The 19,067-nt window shown below is 74.6% G+C and carries 23 protein-coding genes; 18 read left to right on the plus strand and 5 right to left on the minus strand.

From position 1 onward, the window contains the following. Nucleotides 1-9: 9 nt before the first annotated feature. On the minus strand, nt 10-684 hold the full coding sequence (locus ACQEVB_RS21490; RefSeq protein ID WP_432974150.1) for an LON peptidase substrate-binding domain-containing protein: 675 nt from the start codon (nt 682-684) through the stop codon (nt 10-12). Between the two features lie 4 nt (nt 685-688). After that, nucleotides 689-1,390: an NUDIX hydrolase gene (locus ACQEVB_RS21495; protein WP_432974152.1), complete on the minus strand. Its 702-nt coding sequence runs from the start codon at nt 1,388-1,390 to the stop codon at nt 689-691. A 142-nt stretch (nt 1,391-1,532) separates the two neighbouring features. Here ACQEVB_RS21495 and nadA point away from each other — a divergent pair, with 142 nt between their 5' ends. From nadA to ACQEVB_RS21520, 5 genes are read left to right on the plus strand one after another with little or no spacing between them, the layout of a single operon-like run. After that, entirely contained in the window at nt 1,533-2,522 is a 990-nt protein-coding gene (gene nadA, locus ACQEVB_RS21500) for a quinolinate synthase NadA (protein ID WP_432974154.1), read from the plus strand. Beyond that, the gene (locus tag ACQEVB_RS21505; protein ID WP_432974156.1) at nt 2,519-4,096 is read left to right on the plus strand and encodes an L-aspartate oxidase; all 1,578 of its coding nucleotides are present in this window, start codon (nt 2,519-2,521) and stop codon (nt 4,094-4,096) included. Before nadA ends, ACQEVB_RS21505 begins: the two co-directional genes overlap by 4 nt. Further along, the gene (nadC, locus tag ACQEVB_RS21510) at nt 4,093-4,956 is read left to right on the plus strand and encodes a carboxylating nicotinate-nucleotide diphosphorylase (protein ID WP_432974158.1); all 864 of its coding nucleotides are present in this window, start codon (nt 4,093-4,095) and stop codon (nt 4,954-4,956) included. Before ACQEVB_RS21505 ends, nadC begins: the two co-directional genes overlap by 4 nt. Before the next feature lie 42 nt (nt 4,957-4,998). Next, nucleotides 4,999-5,688, plus strand: a complete 690-nt coding sequence (locus tag ACQEVB_RS21515) for a protein kinase domain-containing protein (protein WP_432974160.1) — start codon at nt 4,999-5,001, stop codon at nt 5,686-5,688. Beyond that, nucleotides 5,589-6,689 carry a protein kinase domain-containing protein gene (locus tag ACQEVB_RS21520; RefSeq protein ID WP_432974162.1) on the plus strand — a complete coding sequence of 367 codons (1,101 nt, stop codon included), beginning with the start codon at nt 5,589-5,591 and terminating at the stop codon, nt 6,687-6,689. Before ACQEVB_RS21515 ends, ACQEVB_RS21520 begins: the two co-directional genes overlap by 100 nt. A gap of 6 nt (nt 6,690-6,695) precedes the next feature. Here the strand turns inward: ACQEVB_RS21520 and ACQEVB_RS21525 are convergent, their stop codons facing one another. Continuing rightward, nucleotides 6,696-7,607 (minus strand): aldo/keto reductase, encoded by a 912-nt coding sequence (locus tag ACQEVB_RS21525; RefSeq protein ID WP_432974164.1) that lies wholly within the window; start codon nt 7,605-7,607, stop codon nt 6,696-6,698. A gap of 63 nt (nt 7,608-7,670) precedes the next feature. Here ACQEVB_RS21525 and ACQEVB_RS21530 point away from each other — a divergent pair, with 63 nt between their 5' ends. The 5 genes from ACQEVB_RS21530 to ACQEVB_RS21550 all read left to right on the plus strand — a co-directional run bounded on the left by ACQEVB_RS21530 (nt 7,671) and on the right by ACQEVB_RS21550 (nt 12,091). After that, complete coding sequence (locus ACQEVB_RS21530) at nt 7,671-8,315, plus strand: DNA-binding response regulator (protein WP_432974166.1); 645 nt, start codon at nt 7,671-7,673, stop codon at nt 8,313-8,315. Nucleotides 8,316-8,503: 188 nt separating this feature from the next. After that, nucleotides 8,504-9,817: a histidinol dehydrogenase gene (gene hisD, locus ACQEVB_RS21535; RefSeq protein WP_432974168.1), complete on the plus strand. Its 1,314-nt coding sequence runs from the start codon at nt 8,504-8,506 to the stop codon at nt 9,815-9,817. Further along, complete coding sequence (locus ACQEVB_RS21540) at nt 9,814-10,947, plus strand: histidinol-phosphate transaminase (RefSeq protein ID WP_432974170.1); 1,134 nt, start codon at nt 9,814-9,816, stop codon at nt 10,945-10,947. The genes hisD and ACQEVB_RS21540 overlap by 4 nt, the downstream gene beginning before the upstream one ends. Next, nucleotides 10,944-11,543 carry an imidazoleglycerol-phosphate dehydratase HisB gene (gene hisB / locus ACQEVB_RS21545; RefSeq protein WP_432974172.1) on the plus strand — a complete coding sequence of 200 codons (600 nt, stop codon included), beginning with the start codon at nt 10,944-10,946 and terminating at the stop codon, nt 11,541-11,543. The genes ACQEVB_RS21540 and hisB overlap by 4 nt, the downstream gene beginning before the upstream one ends. Before the next feature lie 17 nt (nt 11,544-11,560). Then, nucleotides 11,561-12,091, plus strand: coding sequence for a GNAT family N-acetyltransferase (locus ACQEVB_RS21550; protein ID WP_432980480.1), 531 nt, complete (start codon nt 11,561-11,563; stop codon nt 12,089-12,091). Here the strand turns inward: ACQEVB_RS21550 and ACQEVB_RS21555 are convergent. Next, nucleotides 12,057-12,527, minus strand: coding sequence for a GNAT family N-acetyltransferase (locus ACQEVB_RS21555; protein WP_432974174.1), 471 nt, complete (start codon nt 12,525-12,527; stop codon nt 12,057-12,059). The two genes, ACQEVB_RS21550 and ACQEVB_RS21555, sit on opposite strands and share 35 nt — an antisense overlap. 62 nt (nt 12,528-12,589) lie before the next feature. Between ACQEVB_RS21555 and hisH the strand changes: the two genes are divergently transcribed. From hisH to hisI, 5 genes are read left to right on the plus strand one after another with little or no spacing between them, the layout of a single operon-like run. Then, on the plus strand, nt 12,590-13,243 hold the full coding sequence (gene hisH / locus ACQEVB_RS21560) for an imidazole glycerol phosphate synthase subunit HisH (protein WP_432974176.1): 654 nt from the start codon (nt 12,590-12,592) through the stop codon (nt 13,241-13,243). Continuing rightward, complete coding sequence (locus tag ACQEVB_RS21565) at nt 13,240-13,494, plus strand: hypothetical protein (RefSeq protein WP_432974178.1); 255 nt, start codon at nt 13,240-13,242, stop codon at nt 13,492-13,494. Before hisH ends, ACQEVB_RS21565 begins: the two co-directional genes overlap by 4 nt. Before the next feature lie 20 nt (nt 13,495-13,514). Further along, a complete protein-coding gene (gene priA, locus ACQEVB_RS21570; protein ID WP_432974180.1) occupies nt 13,515-14,282 on the plus strand; it encodes a bifunctional 1-(5-phosphoribosyl)-5-((5-phosphoribosylamino)methylideneamino)imidazole-4-carboxamide isomerase/phosphoribosylanthranilate isomerase PriA in 768 nt (255 codons plus the stop codon). Between the two features lie 29 nt (nt 14,283-14,311). Further along, nucleotides 14,312-15,085: an imidazole glycerol phosphate synthase subunit HisF gene (gene hisF / locus ACQEVB_RS21575; RefSeq protein ID WP_432974182.1), complete on the plus strand. Its 774-nt coding sequence runs from the start codon at nt 14,312-14,314 to the stop codon at nt 15,083-15,085. Further along, nucleotides 15,085-15,450: a phosphoribosyl-AMP cyclohydrolase gene (gene hisI, locus ACQEVB_RS21580; protein WP_432980483.1), complete on the plus strand. Its 366-nt coding sequence runs from the start codon at nt 15,085-15,087 to the stop codon at nt 15,448-15,450. Before hisF ends, hisI begins: the two co-directional genes overlap by 1 nt. Nucleotides 15,451-15,461: 11 nt before the next feature. Here hisI and ACQEVB_RS21585 read toward each other — a convergent pair whose 3' ends face one another. Next, nucleotides 15,462-16,358, minus strand: a complete 897-nt coding sequence (locus ACQEVB_RS21585; RefSeq protein ID WP_432974184.1) for a hypothetical protein — start codon at nt 16,356-16,358, stop codon at nt 15,462-15,464. 108 nt (nt 16,359-16,466) lie between these two features. Between ACQEVB_RS21585 and ACQEVB_RS21590 the strand changes: the two genes are divergently transcribed. Genes ACQEVB_RS21590 through ACQEVB_RS21600 form a run of 3 tightly spaced genes read left to right on the plus strand, consistent with a single transcriptional unit; the run spans nt 16,467 to nt 19,061 of the window. Next, a complete protein-coding gene (locus ACQEVB_RS21590) occupies nt 16,467-17,690 on the plus strand; it encodes a histidine kinase (protein ID WP_432974186.1) in 1,224 nt (407 codons plus the stop codon). A gap of 4 nt (nt 17,691-17,694) precedes the next feature. Next, entirely contained in the window at nt 17,695-18,360 is a 666-nt protein-coding gene (locus tag ACQEVB_RS21595) for a response regulator transcription factor (protein ID WP_432974188.1), read from the plus strand. After that, complete coding sequence (locus ACQEVB_RS21600; RefSeq protein WP_432974190.1) at nt 18,357-19,061, plus strand: hypothetical protein; 705 nt, start codon at nt 18,357-18,359, stop codon at nt 19,059-19,061. The genes ACQEVB_RS21595 and ACQEVB_RS21600 overlap by 4 nt, the downstream gene beginning before the upstream one ends. The last annotated feature ends 6 nt before the right edge of the window (nt 19,062-19,067 follow it).

The following is a 19,067-nucleotide window of genomic DNA, read 5'->3' on the forward strand; positions in this document are numbered from 1 at the left end:
CGACGGAGCTCAGTTGTGCCCGTGCTCGACGCTGTACGTGGTCATCGGGGCGGGGACGGCGCGCAGCTGGGCGAGCAGGCCCGTCTCGCGGGCGAGGAACACGCGCACCATGCGCAGCCGCTCGGTGGGGGAGACCTCCTCGAGGAGAGCCTGCCGGTCGGCCATCGGCAGGAGGCAGTCGGCGGCCAGCACGTGCGCGAGCACGGCCGGCTCGACGTCGTCGGTGGGCTCCGTCCAGTCGCCCTTCTTCCACGCGGTGGCGCAGTAGCGGCGATGCGCCGCGCGGGCGGAGGCGGCGAGCATGCGGGTGAGGTCGGCGCCCTCGGGTTCGGTGTCCGGCTGGTACTCGACGGTGCCCATGAGGTACGGCTTGGCGCCGGCGTCGAGGTCGAGGAGCCGGAACCGCCGCGACCCGTGCGTGACGATGTCGTAGCGGCCGTCCGGCAGCCGGCGCACCTCGCGCAGCTGCGCCGTGCAGCCGATCTCGTGCAGGGCGGCCATGCCGGCGTCGTCGGGGGTGAAGCCCTCGCGCACGGCGACGACCCCGAACTCCTTGTCCGGGACGGCGCCGGTGACCAGGTCGACGGTCAGCTGGCGGTACCGCGGCTCGAAGATGTGCAACGGCAGCGGGACCCCCGGCATGAGCACCGTCCCGAGCGGGAACAGGGGAACGATCGCGGCCACCGGACTACGGTATTACCGCGCGCGGGTTGTCGCCCGGGGGCCGCAGCACCGCGAACGCGTCCGTGACGCGCAGCGCGCGTTCGACGAACCGGAACAGGGCGGCCGGCCGCCCGCCGGACGGGCCCGGCGGGGCCATCGCGCCGGTCGGCTCGAGCACGGCGCGCCGGGTGAGCACGCGCTGCAGGTTGGTGGCCGACACGGGGTGGCCGAGCGCGGCGACGTACAGGTCGCGGAGTGCGGAGATCGTGAACTCGCGCGGGGCGAGCGCGAACCCGAGGTTGGTGTAGGAGAGCTTGGCGCGCAGCCGTTCGCGGGCCGCGTCGACGATCGCGGCGTGGTCGAACGCGGTCGGGGGAAGCTCGGCGAGCGGGTGCCATGCGGTGTCGGGGGGCACGGCCGGGTCGGCGTCGGAGGGGACGAGCCCGAGGAACGCCGTGGCGATGCGGCGGGGCCCGGGCACGCGGTCGGGGCGGGAGAAGACCGCGATCTGCTCGACGTGGGTGATCTCGCGGACGTCGACCTTCTCGGCGAGCTGGCGGACCACGGACTGCTCGACGTCCTCGGTGGCGCCGAGGCGGCCGCCGGGAACCGCCCAGCGGCCGGCGTCGGGAGGCAGCGCCCGCTGCCACAGCAGCGTGGAGAGGGTGCCGGCGCGCACGGCGAGCACGGCGGCGAGCACCTCGTGCTCGGCGGCGTGCTCGCTCACGGGGCGATCATAGGGGCGCGGTCGACGTGAACTCCGGGTTGCCGGGAGGTGAGGCCCCGGTCACGTGGACGGTGTACGGCGCGGGTCGCGCTGATAGCATCCCGACTAGTTTACGACTCATAGTCGAAAACAGGAGGACGGGATGACGGTCACCGCAACGGCCCCGCTCGGGGTGCAGGCCTGGGCCGACGAGGTGCGCGAGCTGGCCCGCAAGCGGGACGCCGTGCTGCTCGCGCACAACTACCAGCTGCCCGAGATCCAGGACGTCGCCGACCACACCGGCGACTCGCTGGCCCTCTCGCGCATCGCCGCGGCGTCGCAGGCGTCGACGATCGTGTTCTGCGGCGTGCACTTCATGGCCGAGACGGCGAAGATCCTCGCCCCGGACAAGACCGTGCTGATACCGGACGCGGCCGCCGGCTGCTCGCTCGCCGACTCGATCACCGTCGACGAGCTGCGCGCCTGGAAGGCCGAGCACCCCGGCGCCGTCGTCGTGTCGTACGTCAACACGACCGCAGCGGTGAAGGCCGAGACCGACATCTGCTGCACGTCGTCCAACGCCGTCGAGGTGGTGGCGTCGATCCCGGCCGACCGCGAGGTGCTGTTCCTGCCCGACCAGTTCCTCGGCGCGCACGTGCGGCGCACGCTGGGCCGGGAGAACATGCACGTCTGGGCGGGGGAGTGCCACGTGCACGCCGGGATCAACGGCGCCACGCTCACCCGGCAGGCGCACGAGCACCCCGACGCCGAGCTGTTCGTCCACCCCGAGTGCGGCTGCGCCACCTCGGCGCTCTACCTCGCCGGCTCGGGCGCGGTGCCCGCGGACCGCGTGAAGATCCTCTCCACCGGCGGCATGCTCGACGCCGCGCGCGCCAGCCGCGCCACGGAGGTGCTGGTGGCGACCGAGGTGGGCATGCTGCACCAGCTGCGCCGGGCCGCGCCGGAGATCGACTTCCGGGCAGTCAACGACCGCGCGTCCTGCCGCTACATGAAGATGATCACCCCGGAGAAGCTGCTGCGCGCGCTGCGCGAGGGCCGCGACGAGGTGCACGTCGACCCCGAGCTGGCCGCACGCGGTCGCGCCGCCGTCCAACGCATGATCGAGATCGGGCAGCCCGGGGGTGCGGAATGACGTGGCAGGCGGACGCCGACCTGGTCGTCGTCGGGTCGGGGGTCGCCGGGCTCACCGCCGCGCTGGACGCGGCCGAGCTGGGCCTGCGCGTCGTCGTCGTGACGAAGGACGCCACCGACTCCGGCTCCACCCGCTGGGCGCAGGGCGGCGTCGCCGTCGTGCTCGGCGACGAGCCGGGCGACTCGATCGATGCGCACGTCGCCGACACCCTGACCGCCGGTGCCGGGCTCTGCGATCCCGTCGCCGTCGCGTCGATCCTCGCGGACGGGCCGGCCGCCGTCGCGACCCTGCGGGCGCGCGGGGCGCGCTTCGACGCCGACGCCACCGGCCGTCCCGACCGCACCCGCGAGGGCGGGCACACCGCGTTCCGCGTGATCCACGCCGGCGGCGACGCCACCGGTGCGGAGATCGAGCGCGCGCTGGTCGCGGCCGCCGACGGACTCCCGCTGCTCACCGGGCACGTCGCCGTCGACGCGCTGCGCGACGAGCGCGGCGCCGTGGCGGGCCTCGCCCTGCTGGACGACGCCGGCCGGCCCGGCACGCTGCGCGCACCCGCGGTGCTGCTGGCGAGCGGCGGGTACGGGCAGCTCTACTCGTCCACCACGAACCCGGAGACCTCCACCGGCGACGGCGTCGCGCTCGCCCTGCGCGCCGGGGCCGCGGCCGCCGACCTGGAGTTCGTGCAGTTCCACCCCACCGTCCTGTTCGACGGGCCCGCCACCGGACGGCGCCCGCTGGTCACCGAGGCCGTCCGCGGTGAGGGTGCGGTGCTGCTGGACCGGGCCGGGCGGCGGTTCATGACCGGTGTGCACCCGCTCGCCGACCTCGCCCCGCGCGACGTCGTCGCCGCGGCGATCACCCGGCGGCTCGCCGAGACCGGCGCCGACTGCGTCTACCTCGACGCCCGCGCCCTCGACGGGTTCGCCAGCCGCTTCCCGACCGTGTACGCGGCCTGCCGGGCCGCCGGCATCGACCCCGTCCGCGAGCCGATCCCCGTCACGCCGGCGGCGCACTACGCGTGCGGCGGCGTCGTGACCGACCTGGCCGGGCGCACCGCTGTCCCGGGGCTGTACGCGGCCGGCGAGGTCGCGCGCACCGGCCTGCACGGCGCCAACCGGCTCGCCTCCAACAGCCTGCTGGAAGGGCTGGTCATGGGCGGGCGGGTGGCCCGCACCGTCGCGGCCGACCGTACGGTGCTGCCGCCACCGGGCCCGCTGGTGGCGCCGGCGCCGGCGATGCGGACTGCGCCGCGGCCCGTCGTCCAGCGGGCCATGACGCACGCTGCCGGCATCGGGCGCGACGCCGCCGGGCTCGCGGCCGCGTCCGACACCGTGGAGGCGGCGACCGTGCTCGCGGCGCCGGTGGATCGCAGCGGCGTGGAGGACGCTGCACTCACCCTGCTCGCGCAGGCCGTGCTCGCCGCCGCCGGGACCCGCACCGAGAGCCGCGGTAGCCACGTGCGCACCGACTTCCCCGACCGCGACGACGTGTGGCAGGTGCAGAGCATCGAGATCGTGCTCGACGCGGGCGGTCAACCGGTCGTCCGGCAGGCGCGAGTGGCGGGTGCGGCATGAGCAGCGCTGTGGAACTCGGGCTCGACCTCGACGACCTCGCCAGGGTCGTCGCCACCGCGCTGGAGGAGGACCTCCGCTACGGGCCCGACGCCACGACGGCCGCCACCGTGCCGGCCGACCTCGTCGCCACCGGCTCGTTCGCGGCGCGGACGGCCGGGGTGCTGGCCGGGGTGCCCGCGGCGCGGGCAGTGCTGGACACCGTGCTCGGTGACTACGAGGTGCTCGCCGAGCGCGCCGACGGGGAGCGGCTCGCCGCCGGCGACGCCGCGCTCGTCGTACGGGCGCCGGTGCGGGGTCTGCTCACCGCCGAGCGGACGGCGCTGAACCTGCTCTGCCACCTGTCCGGGGTGGCGACGGCGACCGCGGCGTGGGTCGACGCCGTCGCCGGCACGGGCGCGCGCATCCGCGAGACCCGCAAGACCCTGCCCGGGCTGCGGCTGCTGCAGAAGTACGCGGTGCGCTGCGGCGGCGGGGTGAACCACCGCCTGGGGCTCGGCGACGCGGTGCTGATCAAGGACAACCACGTGGCGGCGGCCGGCTCGGTGTCGGCCGCGCTGGCGGCCACCCGCGCGCAGGCCCCCGACCTGCCGTGCGAGGTGGAGGTGGACTCCCTCGACCAGCTCGACGAGGTGCTCGCGCTCGACGCCGAGCTGGTGCTGCTGGACAACTTCACCGTGGCCGAGACCGCCGAGGCGGTGCGGCGGCGGGGAAACCGGCCGACCCGGCTGGAGTCGTCCGGCGGGCTCACCCTCGCCGTCGCCCGCGCCTACGCGGAGACGGGTGTCGACTTCCTCTCCGTCGGCGGGCTCACCCACTCCGTCGCGGCGCTGGACCTGGGGCTGGACCTGGCCACCGGCTGACGAACGGGCCACTCGATCTTCGATCCCCGCTACCGTTGGCGCGTGCACGATCTGAAGCCTGGTGATCCGGCCACGATCGGGCGCTACCGGCTCGTCGGACGGCTCGGATCCGGCGGGATGGGGGTCGTCTACCTGGGGCGGTCACCGGGCGGACGGGTCGTCGCCGTCAAGGTGGTGCACGCGCACCTGCTGGACCGCGACCCGAGCTTCCGGTCCCGGTTCCGGCGCGAGATCGAGGCGGCGAAGCGGGTCGGTGGCTTCTACACGGCTGCGGTCGTGGACGGCGACGCCGACGCACCGTCCCCCTGGTACGCGAGCGCCTTCATCGACGCGCCGACGTTGACCGACGTCGTCCGCAACGACGGCCCGCTGGGCGAGGCCCGGGCGCGCGAGCTCGGCGCCGGACTCGCCGAGGCGCTCGCCGCCGTCCACGAGGCCGGTCTCGTCCACCGCGATCTTGAGAGGGCCCGGCAGTTGAGGGTCCGGGCTTTCGGCGCCCAGGCGGCCCCTCGCGGCGTTGCCGCCCTTGCAAAGACGCCCGGTCTGCGCTGCGGGCGGCGCCTTGCGAGGAACCATCTGGACACCGAAAGCCGCACGAACCCTCAACTGCCGGACCCTCCAAGCCGACCAACGTGCTGGTCGCGGCAGACGGACCACGGCTCATCGACTTCGGCATCGCCCGCGTCGCCGACGTGCCCGGGGATCCGCTCACGGTCACACCGTCCGGCATGATCGTCGGCACCCCGGGCTACCTCGCTCCCGAGCAGCTCCGGGGCGCCGGCGCGACCCCGGCCAGCGACGTGTTCGCGCTGGGTGCGCTGCTCGCGTTCGCCGCCACCGGGCGGGTGCCGTTCCCCGGCGCGACCCCGGCCGAGGTCATGCTGCGCACGATGACGGGCGAGCCCGACCTGTCGGGGCTCCCGCAGGGCCTGCTGCCCGTGGTGCAGAGGTGCCTCGACCGCGCGCCGGAGCGGCGTCCGTCCGTGGCGGAGCTGGTCCGGCTGGCCGCTGTCGAGGTCGTCGGCCCCGACACCGATACCGACACGGATCCGCTTGTGGCGGCTCGGCCGACCGACCCGGTGCCACCCCGGCGGACCCGCGTCGCCACGCCGGAGGCGCCCGCCCGCCCCGCCGCGGTCGCGGACGTGGACCCCGACGGCGCAGACCTCCACCGGTTCGATCACCTCCCGGTGCACCCTGCCAGGTTGCTGATCGCGGCGGTCCTCGTCGGCGCGGTGCCGGGCCTGCTGGTGCTGTGGGCGACGGCCAGCACCCTCTGGGCCGTGGTGATCGGTGCTGGGGTCGCCCTCGCCGCGCTCTTCCTCCTCGTCGCCAACAACGCGCGCGCGGAGACCCCCGCCCAGCGCCGCGATGTCGGCAACATCGAAACCGGGCTGGGATTCGTCGCGTCCGTGGCTTGCGCCCTGGCCGTCTCGTTGCACACGTTCACGCTCGACTGGTGGTGGCACGTCGCGATCACCGTGCTCGGATGGGGCGTGGTGGGTGTTGCCGCTGCACCTGTCTTCCTGCTGACGGAGCGGTTCGGTGGGGATCTCGGCTTCATGCAGTCCGCAGCAGGCATCGGGATGCTCAGTGCGGCGGTGGCGACCCTCCTCCTGCTGTTCGGTGTCGGCGCATCGGTGTGGTTCGCCGTGGTCGGTGGCATTGCTGCCGGCGCCGTGATCGGAGTCGCCGTCTTCGGCCTGGCGAGACCGAAACCGCTGACGGTCTGACCGGACTCAGGACCTGACCGCGGTGCTCAACCGGTGCAGCTCGTCGTCGGTCAGTCGCAGCGCACCTGCGGCCACGTTCTCCTCCAGGTGCGCCGGGTCGCCGGTGCCGGGGATGGCGAGGACGTGGTCGCCCTGCGCCAGCGTCCAGGCCAACCGGATCTGCGCGGGGGTCGCGCCGTGCGCGGCGGCGACGTCGGCGATGACGTCCCCGTCCACCTCCTGCACGCCGTCGAACCGGACGGGCGTCGAGGCGGGGTCGGCGTGCGCGAGCGCGAAGAACGGCACGAACGCCACGCCCTGCTCGCCGCAGAGCCGGAGCAGCTCGTCGTCGCCCCGCAGGCCCAACCCGTACATGTTCTGCACGCACACGACCGGGGCGATGGCCTGCGCCTCGGCGAGGTGCTCCGGGCCGATGTTGGACAACCCGAGGTGCCGGATCAGGCCCTCCTCGCGGAGCTTCGCCAGCTCCGCGAACCCGTCGGCGATCGACCCGGTGGGCTTGTCCATGCCCCGGCCGACGCGGTAGTTGACGACATCGAGGTGGTCGCGGCCGAGCTGGCGCAGGTTCTCCAGCACCTCGCCGCGCAGGTCCTGCGGCCGCGCGAACACGAACTCGCCGGACAGCGTGCGGGACGCGCCGACCTTCGTCGTGATCACCAGCTCGGCGTAGTGCGCCCGCAAGGTGCTGTTGATCAGCTCGTTCGCCGAGAGCAGCGGCGAGAAGTAGAAGGCCGCGGTGTCGATGTGGTTCACGCCGAGGTCGAGGAGGCGGTGCAGCACGGCCACCGACCGCTCGCGGTTCGCGGTGTGGTCGACGCCGCCGGGGATGCGCATCGCGCCGAAGCCGAGCCGGTTCACGGTCAGGTCGCCCAGCTGCCAGGTGCCGGCGACGTCCGCGGTGATCGTTCCTGTCGTCATGCGCCCAGCCTGCTGCGCGTCCCGCGCCCGCGCTCCTGATCGGCAGCTTGCTGCCACACTGGAATGGTGGAGACGAAGGCCGACGTGACGGTCGTGCACGGCGAGGACGAGCTGTTCGCGCTGACCGGGCCCCTGTTCTCGGCCGCCACGGAGGTCAGCTGCGCGGCCAATGACGCGAACACCTGGGCAGCGTCGCGGCACCGGGCGTCGCTGCGCCGGCCGCCCGGTCCCCACACGGCGCGGAAGCTGTACCGGCCGGCCGCGCTGTTCGACGGCGTGCTGCGCGAGCACATCCACGAGCTGCGGCGCCGCGGCGCCGACGTCCGGGTCACGCCGGACGCGCTCAACGAGACGATCATCCTCGACGGCCGGGTGGCGATCCTGGCGGGCGACCGGTCCTCCGGGGTGCGCAGCTACGGGGTCGTCGCGCGGCCGGAGGTCGTGCGGAGCGTGGCCACGCTGTTCCTGGCCACCTGGCGCCGGGCCACCGACGTCGAGCTGTTCGACCAGCGGTTCGCCGAGGCGCGGGCGCTCGCGCCGCACATCCTCGAGATGCTCTCCTCGGGGTGCAAGGACGAGGCGGCAGCCCGCGCGCTGGGCATCGGCCTGCGCACGTACCGCCGCCGGGTCGCCGAGCTGATGGCCGCGCTGGGCGCGAGCTCCCGGTTCCAGGCGGGGGTGCGGGCGCGGGAGCTGGGGCTCGTCTGATCACGCCGTGGCGGCCTCCCATCACGTCGGCACGCCCGATCATCGACCTCACACAGCGCGCGGCCGCCTCACACACCGCCCAACCTGTGTGACGTGGCCGCGCGTTGTGTGACGTCGACCGCGTCGTCCCGGACGTGACCTCTGCCGACGCCGCAGGAGGCCCGACGTCCCCGCCGTAGACTCGGACCATGCTCGACCCTCTCCTGCGCCGCCTCGACCTGCGCACCGGACTGCCCCGCACCGCCGAGCTGCGCGGCCTGCTGCCGCGCGCCGCGGTGGACGTCGACTCGGCGGTGGAGCAGGTGCGGCCGATCATCGAGGCGGTCCGCGACGGCGGAGCGGAGGCGGCGCTCGACTTCTGCCAGCGCTTCGACAAGGTGCGCCCCGCCGCGGTGCGGGTGCCCGCGCAGACGTTGGCCGGGGCGCTGTCCGCGCTCGACCCTGCGGTGCGCGCGGCGCTGGAGGTGTCGATCGAGCGCGCCCGCAAGGTGCACGCCGACCAGCGTCGGCGCGACGTCGTCACGGGCGTCGTGCCCGGCGGCACCGTCACCGAGCGCTTCCTGCCGGTGCGCCGGGTCGGGCTGTACGCGCCGGGTGGGCTTGCCGTCTACCCGTCCAGCGTCGTGATGAACGTGGTGCCCGCGCAGGAGGCCGGGGTCGAGTCGCTGGTGCTCCTGTCGCCGCCGCAGGCCGAGTACGGCGGTCTCCCGCACCCGACGGTGCTGGCCGCGGCCGCGCTGCTCGGCGTCGAGGAGGTGTGGGGGGTCGGCGGCGCCCAGGGTGTCGCGCTGGCCGCCTACGGCGACGGCGACCTGGAACCCGTCGACATGGTCACCGGCCCCGGCAACATCTACGTCACCGCGGCCAAGCGGCTGCTGCGCGGCCTCATCGGCATCGACGCCGAGGCCGGCACCACCGAGATCGCGGTGCTCGCCGACGACACCGCCGACCCGGTGCACGTCGCCGCCGACCTGATCAGCCAGGCCGAGCACGACCCGAACGCCGCGTCCGTGCTGGTCACCGACTCCGACGCGCTGGTCGAGGCGGTGGAGGCCGAGCTGGCGCGCCAGGTGGCGGCCACCAAGCACACCGAGCGGATCACGACGGCGCTCTCCGGCCCGCAGTCCGGCGTCGTGCTGGTGAACGGCGTCGACGACGGCGTCGCGGTCGTCGACGCGTACGCCGCCGAGCACCTGGAGATCCAGACCCGCGACGCCCGCGAGGTCGCGTTCCGGGTGCGAAACGCCGGCGCGATCTTCGTGGGTCCGTGGTCGCCGGTGTCGCTCGGCGACTACTGCGCCGGCTCCAACCACGTGCTGCCCACGGGCGGCTGCGCGCGGCACTCCGGCGGGCTCTCCGTGCAGACGTTCCTGCGTGGCGTACACGTCGTCGAGTACACCGAGGACGCGCTGCGCGACGTCGCCGATTCGGTGGTCACCCTCGCCACCGCGGAGGACCTGCCCGCGCACGGGCAGGCCGTCACGGCACGGTTCGGCCGGTGAACACGGTCGGCGACGAGGTCACCCTCGACCAGCTCCCGCTGCGCGACGACCTGCGCGGCAAGAGCCCGTACGGCGCCCCGCAGCTCGACGTCCCGGTGCGGCTCAACACCAACGAGAACCCCTACCCGCCGCCGCCGGAGCTGATCAGCGACATCGCGAAGGCCGCCGACGAGGTGGCCGGCGAGCTGCACCGCTACCCCGACCGCGACGCCGTCGCGCTGCGCGACGATCTGGCCACCTACCTGACCACAAGCACAGGTGTTCCGCTCACCCGCGCGAACGTGTGGGCGGCGAACGGCTCCAACGAGGTGCTGCAGCAGATCCTGCAGGCGTTCGGCGGCCCCGGTCGCACGGCGCTCGGGTTCGAACCGTCCTACTCGATGCACCCGATCATCGCCGGTGGCACCCGCACGGAGTGGGTGGCGGCGCCGCGGCGCACCGACTTCTCCGTCGACGTGGACGCGGCAGCGGCGGTGCTCCGCGAACGGCACCCCGACGTCGTGTTCCTGACCAGCCCGAACAACCCCACCGGGCAGTCCTTCGAGCCGGCGGACCTCTCCCGCCTCGTGGCCGCCGCGCCCGGCATGGTCGTCGTCGACGAGGCCTACGCGGAGTTCTCCGACCGGCCGTCGGCGATCACCCTGCTGAGTGAGCACGCGCACAAGCTGATCGTGACGCGCACCATGAGCAAGGCGTTCGCGTTCGCCGGCGGACGGTTGGGCTACCTGGCCGCCGCACCGGCCGTCGTGGACGCGTTGTTGCTGGTCCGGCTGCCGTACCACCTGTCGGCGCTCACCCAGGCGGCGGCGCGCGCGGCGCTGCGGCACGCCGGGGCGACGCTCGGCTCGGTCGCTGCGCTCCGTTCCGAACGTGACCGGGTCGTGGCAACATTGACCGATCAGGGCTACGACGTCGTACCCAGCGACGCCAACTTCGTGCTGTTCGGACGTTTCGCCGACGCTCCCCGCGCCTGGCGGGCCTTCCTCGATCGCGGGGTGCTGATCCGGGACGTGGGGATCCCCGAGCGGCTGCGGGTCACCGTGGGGACGCCGGAGGAGAACGACGCGTTCCTGGAGGCTGCGGCGTCCCTGCTGGTGGGAGAAGTGGTGGAGAGGGAGCGGAACGCGTGACACGCATCGGTCGGGTCGAACGGATCACCAAGGAGACCAAGGTCGTCGTCGAGATCGACCTGGACGGCTCCGGGATCACCGACATCTCGACCGGGGTGCCGTTCTACGACCACATGCTCGACGCGCTCGGCAAGCACGGCGCGTTCGACCTCACCGTGCGCGCCTCGGGCGACATCGACATCGACGTCCACCACACCGTCGAGGACGTCGCCATCGTGCTGGGCCAGGCGCTGCGCGAGGCGCTCGGCGACAAGAAGGGCATCCGCCGCTTCGGCGACGCCCTGATCCCGATGGACGAGGCGCTCGCGCAGGCCGTCGTCGACGTGTCGGGGCGGCCGTACACGGTGCACACCGGCGAGCCGGAGTCGCTCGCCGGGTTCGTCGTCGGCGGGCACTACCCGACGGTGCTCAACCGGCACGTGTTCGAGTCGCTCGCCTTCCACGCCCAGATCGCGCTGCACATCCGGGTGCTCGACGGGCGGGACCCGCACCACATCACCGAGGCCGAGTTCAAGGCCATCGCGCGGGCGCTGCGCGCGGCCGTCGAGCCGGACGGCCGGCTGACGGGCATCCCGTCCACGAAGGGTGCGCTGTAGGCGCACCTCGGATCGAGCTGCGTCCGTTCGCCGCAGCCGATCTCGACGATCTGGCAGCCCTGCACGGCGACCCGCAGGTCATGCGGTTCATCGACGCGCCCGTACCGCGCGCGGTCGTCGAACGGGAGACGCTGCCCGGCATCCTGCGCTCCTACGCGCAGCTTCCTGCGGGGCAAGGCGTCTTCGCAGCGGTGGCGGACGACGGCACGTTCGTCGGGCAGGGCTCGCTGGGCCCCGTGACCAGCCGCGGGCTCGTCGCCGACGGTCTCGAGCTCGGCTACCGGATCGTCCGCGCGCGCTGGGGTCGCGGGTTCGCCACGCAGATCGCCCGCATGCTCGTGCGCCGGGCATTCGTCGATCTGGGCGCCACCCGGGTGGTGGCCACCACGATGGCCGTCAACATCGGGTCGCGGCGTGTCCTGGAGCGCTCCGGGCTGCGGTGGGTGCGGACCTTCCACCTCGACTGGCCCGACCCGCTCCCGGGCAGCGAGCACGGCGAGGTCGAGTACGCCCTCAGCCGTCGGCGCGACCCGATGGCAGGTGCTTGACGAACCCGAGCGCGCCGACGTGCCGTGCGCTCCGCTCGTCGGGCAGGTAGCCGGCAGCACGGTAGAGAGCGACGGCTTCCGGCTGCGCCGGACCGGTCTCCAGGCGAACCGTCCGATAGCCACGCTCCGCCGCGAGCTCCTCCAGTGCTTCGAGCAGCCGCCGGGCGTGGCCGCGGCGGCGCAGATCGGGCGCCGTCCACATCCGCTTGATCTCGCAGGTGGCGGCATCGACGCGGCGGAAGCCGCCGGCGGCGACGGTCCGTCCGTCGACGCGAGCAACCAGCAGCGCACCGCCGGGCGGTGCGAAATCGCCGGGGCTCGTGTCGGCTGCCGTGTGGTCCTGACCGTAGCGACGCACGTACTCGACGGCGAGCGCGGCCAGCACTGGGGCGAACACCGGATCGTCGTGCTCGACGAGCTGCAGTTGGCCGTCCACTCCGGGCACCGTACCGACGGTGGCGTCCCGATCGCGGTAGCAGCTGCCCGTATCCTGGACGCATGCCGCGGATCGTCGTTCTCGACTACGGGTCGGGGAACCTGCGCTCGGCCGAACGGGCGCTGCGCCGCGTCGGTGCCGACGTCACCGTCACCTCCGACGCGGAGGCCGCCGTCGAGGCCGACGGCCTGGTCGTGCCCGGGGTCGGTGCGTTCGCGGCGTGCATGGCCGGGCTCACGTCCGTCGGCGGGCCGCGGATCATCGGGCGGCGGCTGGCCGGTGGCCGTCCGGTGCTCGGGATCTGCGTGGGCATGCAGGTGCTGTTCGACGAGGGCGTCGAGTGGGGGGAGCGCACCGCGGGCTGCGGCGAATGGCCGGGAGCGGTGGAGCAGCTCAAGGCGGACGTGCTGCCGCACATGGGCTGGAACACCGTCCGGGTGCCCACCGGGTCCACCCTGTTCGCGGGGCTCGACGCCGACACCCGGTTCTACTTCGTGCACTCGTTCGGTGTGCGGCACTGGGAGCTGCCCGACACGGAGAACCCGGGCAGCTCGCCGCTGCGACCCCCGCTGGTCACGTGGGCGCACCACGGCGAGGACTTCGTCGCCGCCGTCGAGAACGGTGCGCTCGCGGCCACCCAGTTCCACCCGGAGAAGTCCGGCGACGCCGGCGCGCAGGTGCTGCGCAACTGGCTGCAGGACGTCGTCGGCGCATGACCACCCGGCGGCGCCGCACCACCGCACGTCGCACCACGGGCCGGCGCACCACCCGCCGCCGCACGTCGACGGCGAGCACGCTGGGCACCGCCGTCGGTGCCGCGCTGGCCGGGCTGCTCACCGCGCTGCTGGGCGGTCTGCCCTGGTGGGGTTGGGTGTTGCTGGTCGTGGCCGGGCTGCTCGTCGGCCTGGTGTGGGCGGCCCGGCGGGGTCGGACGGCTGCCGAACCCGTCGATCCGCCCGCGACCTGACCGTCGGTACCCTCCGTGGCGTGACGTTCACGCTCCTGCCTGCCGTCGACGTGGCCGACGGCGCCGCCGTCCGCCTCGTCCAGGGCGAGGCCGGCACCGAGACCGCCTACGGCGACCCGTGGGACGCCGCGCTCGCCTGGCAGGAGGGTGGCGCCGAGTGGATCCACCTCGTGGACCTCGACGCCGCGTTCGGCCGCGGCAGCAACGCCGAGCTGCTCGCGTCGGTCGTGGGGCGCCTCGATGTCGCCGTGGAGATGTCGGGCGGCATCCGCGACGACGCGTCGCTGGAGCGGGCACTCTCCACCGGCTGTGCCCGGGTCAACATCGGCACCGCCGCGATGGAGGACCCGGAGTGGTGCGCGTCGGTGATCGCCAGGTACGGCGAGCGCGTCGCCATCGGGCTGGACGCCAAGATCGGGGAGCAGGGGCCGCGGCTCGCCGCCCGCGGCTGGACGCGCGACGGCGGCGACTTCTGGGAGGCCCTCGCACGGCTGGACCGCGACGGCTGCTCCCGCTACGTCGTCACCGACGTCGGCCGCGACGGCATGCTGACCGGTCCGAACATCGAGTTCCTGCGCGAGGTCGCGGCCGCCACCCCGGCACCGGTCATCGCGTCCGGCGGCATCTCCGCGCTCGACGACCTGGTGGCGCTGGCCCGGCTCGCCGCAGACGGCGTCAACATCGAGGGCTCCATCGTCGGCAAGGCGCTCTACGCCGGCCGGTTCACCCTGCCCGAGGCGCTGGCCGCCGTCGCCGACGTGGACCGGGCGGCCGGCCGCACGGCATGACCCGCCCGTCCGGCACGTAGGATCGACAGGTGCCGGTCGCAGTACGCGTGATCCCCTGCCTCGACGTCGACGCCGGGCGCGTCGTCAAAGGCGTGAACTTCGAGGACCTGCGCGATGCCGGCGACCCCGTCGAGATGGCCGCCCGCTACGACGCAGAGGGCGCCGACGAGCTGACGTTCCTCGACGTCACCGCATCGTCCGACGACCGCGGCACGATGCTCGACGTGGTGCGGCGCACCGCGGAGCAGGTGTTCATCCCGCTCACGGTGGGCGGCGGCATCCGGTCCGTCGAGGACATCGACACGCTGCTGCGGGCCGGTGCCGACAAGGTCGGCATCAACACCGCCGGCGTGCTGCGGCCCGAACTGCTGGGCGAGGCCGCCCGCCGGTTCGGCTCGCAGTGCATCGTGCTCTCCGTCGACGCCCGGACCGTCCCGGCGGGTGGGAAGCCGACGCCGTCGGGCTGGGAGGTCACCACGCACGGCGGCCGCAAGGGCACCGGCATCGACGCGGTCGAGTGGGCGCGTCGCGGCCAGGAGCTCGGCGTGGGGGAGATCCTGCTCAACTCGATGGACGCCGACGGCACCAAGGACGGGTTCGACCTGCGCATGATCGCCGCCGTCCGCGCCGCCGTCACCGTGCCGGTGATCGCGAGCGGCGGCGCGGGCACGGTCGAGGACTTCCCCCGCGCGGTGTCCGCGGGCGCCGACGCCGTGCTCGCGGCGAGCGTGTTCCACTTCGGCGAGATCAGGATCGGCGAGGTCAAGCAGGCGATGAAGAACGCGGGACTGGAGATCCGGTGATCGACGACAAGCCGGCGGGATCGGCACTGGACCCGGCGATCGCTGCGCGGCTCAAGCGCGACGACGAGGGCCTGGTGTGCGCGGTGGCCCAGCAGCTCGGCTCCAACGAGGTGCTGATGGTCGCGTGGATGGACGACGAGGCGCTGCACCGCACCCTCACGACCGGTCGGGCCACGTACTGGTCGCGCTCGCGCAAGGAGTACTGGGTCAAGGGCGAGACGTCGGGCAACATCCAGCGCGTCCACGAGGTGCGGCTGGACTGCGACGGCGACACCGTGCTGCTCACCGTCGACCAGACCGGCGGCGCCTGCCACACGGGCGACCGCACCTGCTTCGACGCGGACATCCTGCTCGGGGTGCACTGACCCCGGTTCACTCACGCGCGTGCCGGTTCGGCCGCAACCGGCTGCTGCGCGCCCGCCAGCGCCACCAGCCCGGCCACGGCGAGGGCGAAACCGCCCAGGAGGCCGGCGAGCGCGGCCGGGCCGCTGATCGGGTCCGGGTGGGCCAGCGCGGTGCCGGCCATGGTCAGCACGGCCGACCACAGTCCCCACGCGAACATCGCGCCCGTCCCGACCCAGCCGGCGACCGCGGACGCGAAGCGGTGCTCGGTCGCACCCCCGGCCAACCGGGCCACCCCGAGCGCGCCGGCCGCCGCGAACAGCGCGTTCGCGACATCGACCAGCACGGCCGAGCCCGATCCGCTCGCGATCCCGGCCACGACGTGCAGGAGGCCGGAGAGGCCCGCGGCCGCAGCACCGCCGCCGACGAGCACGCGCAGGAGCGGCCGCAGCGGCGCGGCGACGGTTCCACCACGTGTGATCACCGCGCCCCACCGGCGGACCGCGTAGGACACGAACGCGAGCGCCAGCCCGACGCCCTGCCACGCGAACCCGCCGTAGACCAGCGGCTGGACCCACGGCTCCAGCGGTCCGGTCGCATCCGACAGCGAACCCAGCGCGGCGACGGGCAGGATCGCGACCACCATCGGCAGCAGGAAGCCGGTCCCCACCCAGATCGGCAGGAGCAGCATCCACGCCGGCAGCCGCGCCCCGAACGGCCGGGTCAGCGCGAGCGCGAGCGCGACCAGGATCGCGTCCAGCAGCACCGTCACGGTGTTGAGCACGACGACGGACGGGTCGGCGAGGAACGGGGCGTCGCGCACCCCGATCGTGCCGCCGGCCAGCCAGATCGCCTTGAGCGTCAGGTACGGGAGGGCGCCGGCCGCGGTGAGCAGGCCGAGCGTCCGCCGGGTGCGGTCGGTCATCTCCATGCCGAGCACTGTGCGCCGCGGGGGATCGCCGGGCCTCCCGCCCGCGGCGGAGCGCCGTCCCCCGCGAGTGGGAGGGGTGGCGGCCCGCTGGTCTGCGACGATCGGTCCATGCTCCGGTCGGTGCTCGCCCCGCTCGTCAGCGGGCTGACCTACCGGCGCTACGTGCACCTGCTGCTCGGCGCGGTGGTCGCGCTGCCGTACGGCGCGCTGGTCGCGCTGTTCGTGACCGCCGCCGGGCAGGGTGGGCTGGACCCGGTCGCGTCGGTCGTGCTGTGCGTCATCTCGGTGGTCGCGGGGATCGGGGCGCTGCTCGTGCCGGGGGTGCGGGCGCTGGAGGTGACGGCGGCCCGGGCGCTGCTCGGGGCCGACGTTCCGGATCCCGACCCGGCGACCGCCGACGCCTGGCCGGCCCGGTGGCGGGCCGCGGCCTGGCTGGTGGTCGTGGTCCTCGCGGGCAGCGCTGTCGCGCTCGCGACGCTCGTGGCGATCCCGACGGCGGTCGGGTTCGCCGTGGCGCCCTGGGTCCTGCTGCCCGGCCTCTCCGACGGGTGGTCGGCCGCCTGGGCGCCGTTCGTCGCGGTGCTGCTGGTGCCGGCGCTGCTCTACCTGGTGTGGGGTGTCGGGGAGGGGCTGGCGCGGCTCGCACCCCGGTTCATCGGGCCGTCGCCGGCGGAGCGGCTGGCCGGCGAGCTGGCGGCAGCACGCGCCGCGGCGCACGTGCTCGCCGAGCGCAACCGGCTCGCGCGCGAGCTGCACGACTCGGTGGGGCACGCCCTCACCGTCACGACGCTGCAGGCCGAGGCCGCGGCCCGCAAGCTCGACGTCGACCCAGCCTTCGTCTCCCGCGCGCTCCACGCGATCGCGGACGCCGGCCGGTCCGCGATGGCCGATCTCGACCACGTCCTGGGGCTGCTCCGCGATCCCGCCGGTGAGCCGGCCGACCGAGCGCCGCAGCCCGACCTCGCCGATCTCGACGCCCTCGTCGCCGGGGCCCGCGCGGCCGGGGTGCCGGTCACAGCGGAGGTCGACGCGCCGCCGACCGCGGTGCCGGCCGGGGTGTCGCGCGAGGCGTACCGGGTCGTCCAGGAATGCCTGACCAACGCGCTGCGCCACGCCGGCCCCGTCCCGGTCGGCGTGCGGGTCGCGATCACCGACGACGCCCTCGCCGTGGAGGTGACCAACCCGCTGGGCGCCGGCGCACGGTCCCGACCCGGTGGCGGGCGGGGGCTCGCCGGGCTGCGGGAACGGGTCGTGCTGCTGCACGGCGAGCTGGCCGCCGGGCCGGACGGCGACACGTGGCGCGTGCGGGCCACGCTGCCGTTGACGCTCTGACAACATGATCTCCGTGATCCGGGTACTCCTGGTCGACGACGACGAGCTGGTGCGGGCCGGCCTGCGCGTGATCCTCGACGCCGAGCCCGACATCGAGGTCGTCGGCGAGGCCGGGGACGGGTCCGAGGCCCCGGGGCTGGTCCGCTCCCTCACACCCGACGTGGTGCTGATGGACGTGCGGATGCCGGCCGTCGACGGCATCAGCGCCACCCGGCACCTCGTCCGGTCGTTCCCGGAGCCGCCGCGGGTGCTCGTGCTCACCACGTTCGGCAACGACGGCTACGTCTACGACGCCCTGCAGGCCGGCGCCACCGGGTTCCTGCTCAAGCGGGCCCGGCCCGCGGAGATCGCGCAGGCGGTGCGCACCGTCGCCGTCGGGGACTCGCTGCTCTTCCCGGCCGCCGTCCGCGACCTGATCGCCGTGCAGGGCCGGGTGGGCGCCGACGGGCTGGCGAAGGCGGGGCTCACCGAGCGCGAGGGCGAGGTGCTGCGCGCGGTCGCGCGCGGGCTGTCCAACGCCGAGATCGCGCGGGAGCTGGTCGTCGGCGTGGAGACGGTGAAGACGCACGTCGGGAACGTGCTGGCCAAGCTGGGTGCGCGGGACCGCACGCAGGCCGTGATCGCGGCGTACGAATCGGGTTTCATCGATCCGCGCCGTCCGCCGGAGTGACGTCCCTGCGCGCCGCCCTGGCCGGCGCACTCCCCGGGCACCCGGCCGCGTTCGGGCTGGTGGAGCCCGAGGGACCCGGCTGGCACCCGCTGCCCGGTCTCGACGTCGCGCGGTGGTGCCCCGACGACTCCGCGGCCACCGCGCTCGGGCTCGCCGAGGTGCTGGGCACCGCCGTGGTGGGCCGGTTGGTCGCCGCTCTCGCGCTGACCGGGTCGGCGTTCGACCCTGCCGACCTCCAGCTGCACCGCCACGAACGGGGCTTCGTCGACGCGGTCGCGCTGTGCGGATCGGCGATGGTGGACGATCCGGCCGCCCGCACCGTCGCCGTGCTCGGCCCGGTGCTGGACGCCGTCGTCGCCGCGACCCGACCTGCGCCGTTGTGGGACGTCGTCGCCGACTCCGCCCGCGGCGCCGCGACCACGCTGGCGCTGCACGGGCACCACGGCGCGCACGCCGTCGCGGACGCGCTGGTCGCAGGGTTCGCCGCGCACGGGGTGCCCGTCCGGCCGGCCCACCGCGAGCAGGTCGCGGGCGTCGAGGTCGCCGTGCGGGTGACGTGCTGCCTGCTGTGGACGACCGTCCCGGCTGCGGAGCGGGACGCGGCCTACTGCTCGACGTGCCCGCACCTGGACGCGGGAGCCCGCGCGGCGAGGTTCCGGAGGTACGCGGAGGAGGCCGGGGGAGGTGCAGCCCCCGGGTGACGCGGG

The sequence above is a fragment of the Pseudonocardia sp. CA-107938 genome (genome assembly GCF_050936315.1).
Lineage (GTDB): Bacteria > Actinomycetota > Actinomycetes > Mycobacteriales > Pseudonocardiaceae > Pseudonocardia.

Coding starts and splice junctions, on each gene's coding strand:
- nadA (WP_432974154.1), top strand. CDS start 1,533: ATGACGGTCACCGCAACGGCCCCGCTCGGGGTGCAGGCCTGGGCCGAC.
- ACQEVB_RS21505 (WP_432974156.1), top strand. CDS start 2,519: ATGACGTGGCAGGCGGACGCCGACCTGGTCGTCGTCGGGTCGGGGGTC.
- nadC (WP_432974158.1), top strand. CDS start 4,093: ATGAGCAGCGCTGTGGAACTCGGGCTCGACCTCGACGACCTCGCCAGG.
- ACQEVB_RS21525 (WP_432974164.1), bottom strand. CDS start 7,607: ATGACGACAGGAACGATCACCGCGGACGTCGCCGGCACCTGGCAGCTG.
- ACQEVB_RS21530 (WP_432974166.1), top strand. CDS start 7,671: ATGGTGGAGACGAAGGCCGACGTGACGGTCGTGCACGGCGAGGACGAG.
- hisD (WP_432974168.1), top strand. CDS start 8,504: ATGCTCGACCCTCTCCTGCGCCGCCTCGACCTGCGCACCGGACTGCCC.
- hisH (WP_432974176.1), top strand. CDS start 12,590: ATGCCGCGGATCGTCGTTCTCGACTACGGGTCGGGGAACCTGCGCTCG.
- ACQEVB_RS21565 (WP_432974178.1), top strand. CDS start 13,240: ATGACCACCCGGCGGCGCCGCACCACCGCACGTCGCACCACGGGCCGG.
- ACQEVB_RS21585 (WP_432974184.1), bottom strand. CDS start 16,358: ATGGAGATGACCGACCGCACCCGGCGGACGCTCGGCCTGCTCACCGCG.
- ACQEVB_RS21590 (WP_432974186.1), top strand. CDS start 16,467: ATGCTCCGGTCGGTGCTCGCCCCGCTCGTCAGCGGGCTGACCTACCGG.
- ACQEVB_RS21595 (WP_432974188.1), top strand. CDS start 17,695: ATGATCTCCGTGATCCGGGTACTCCTGGTCGACGACGACGAGCTGGTG.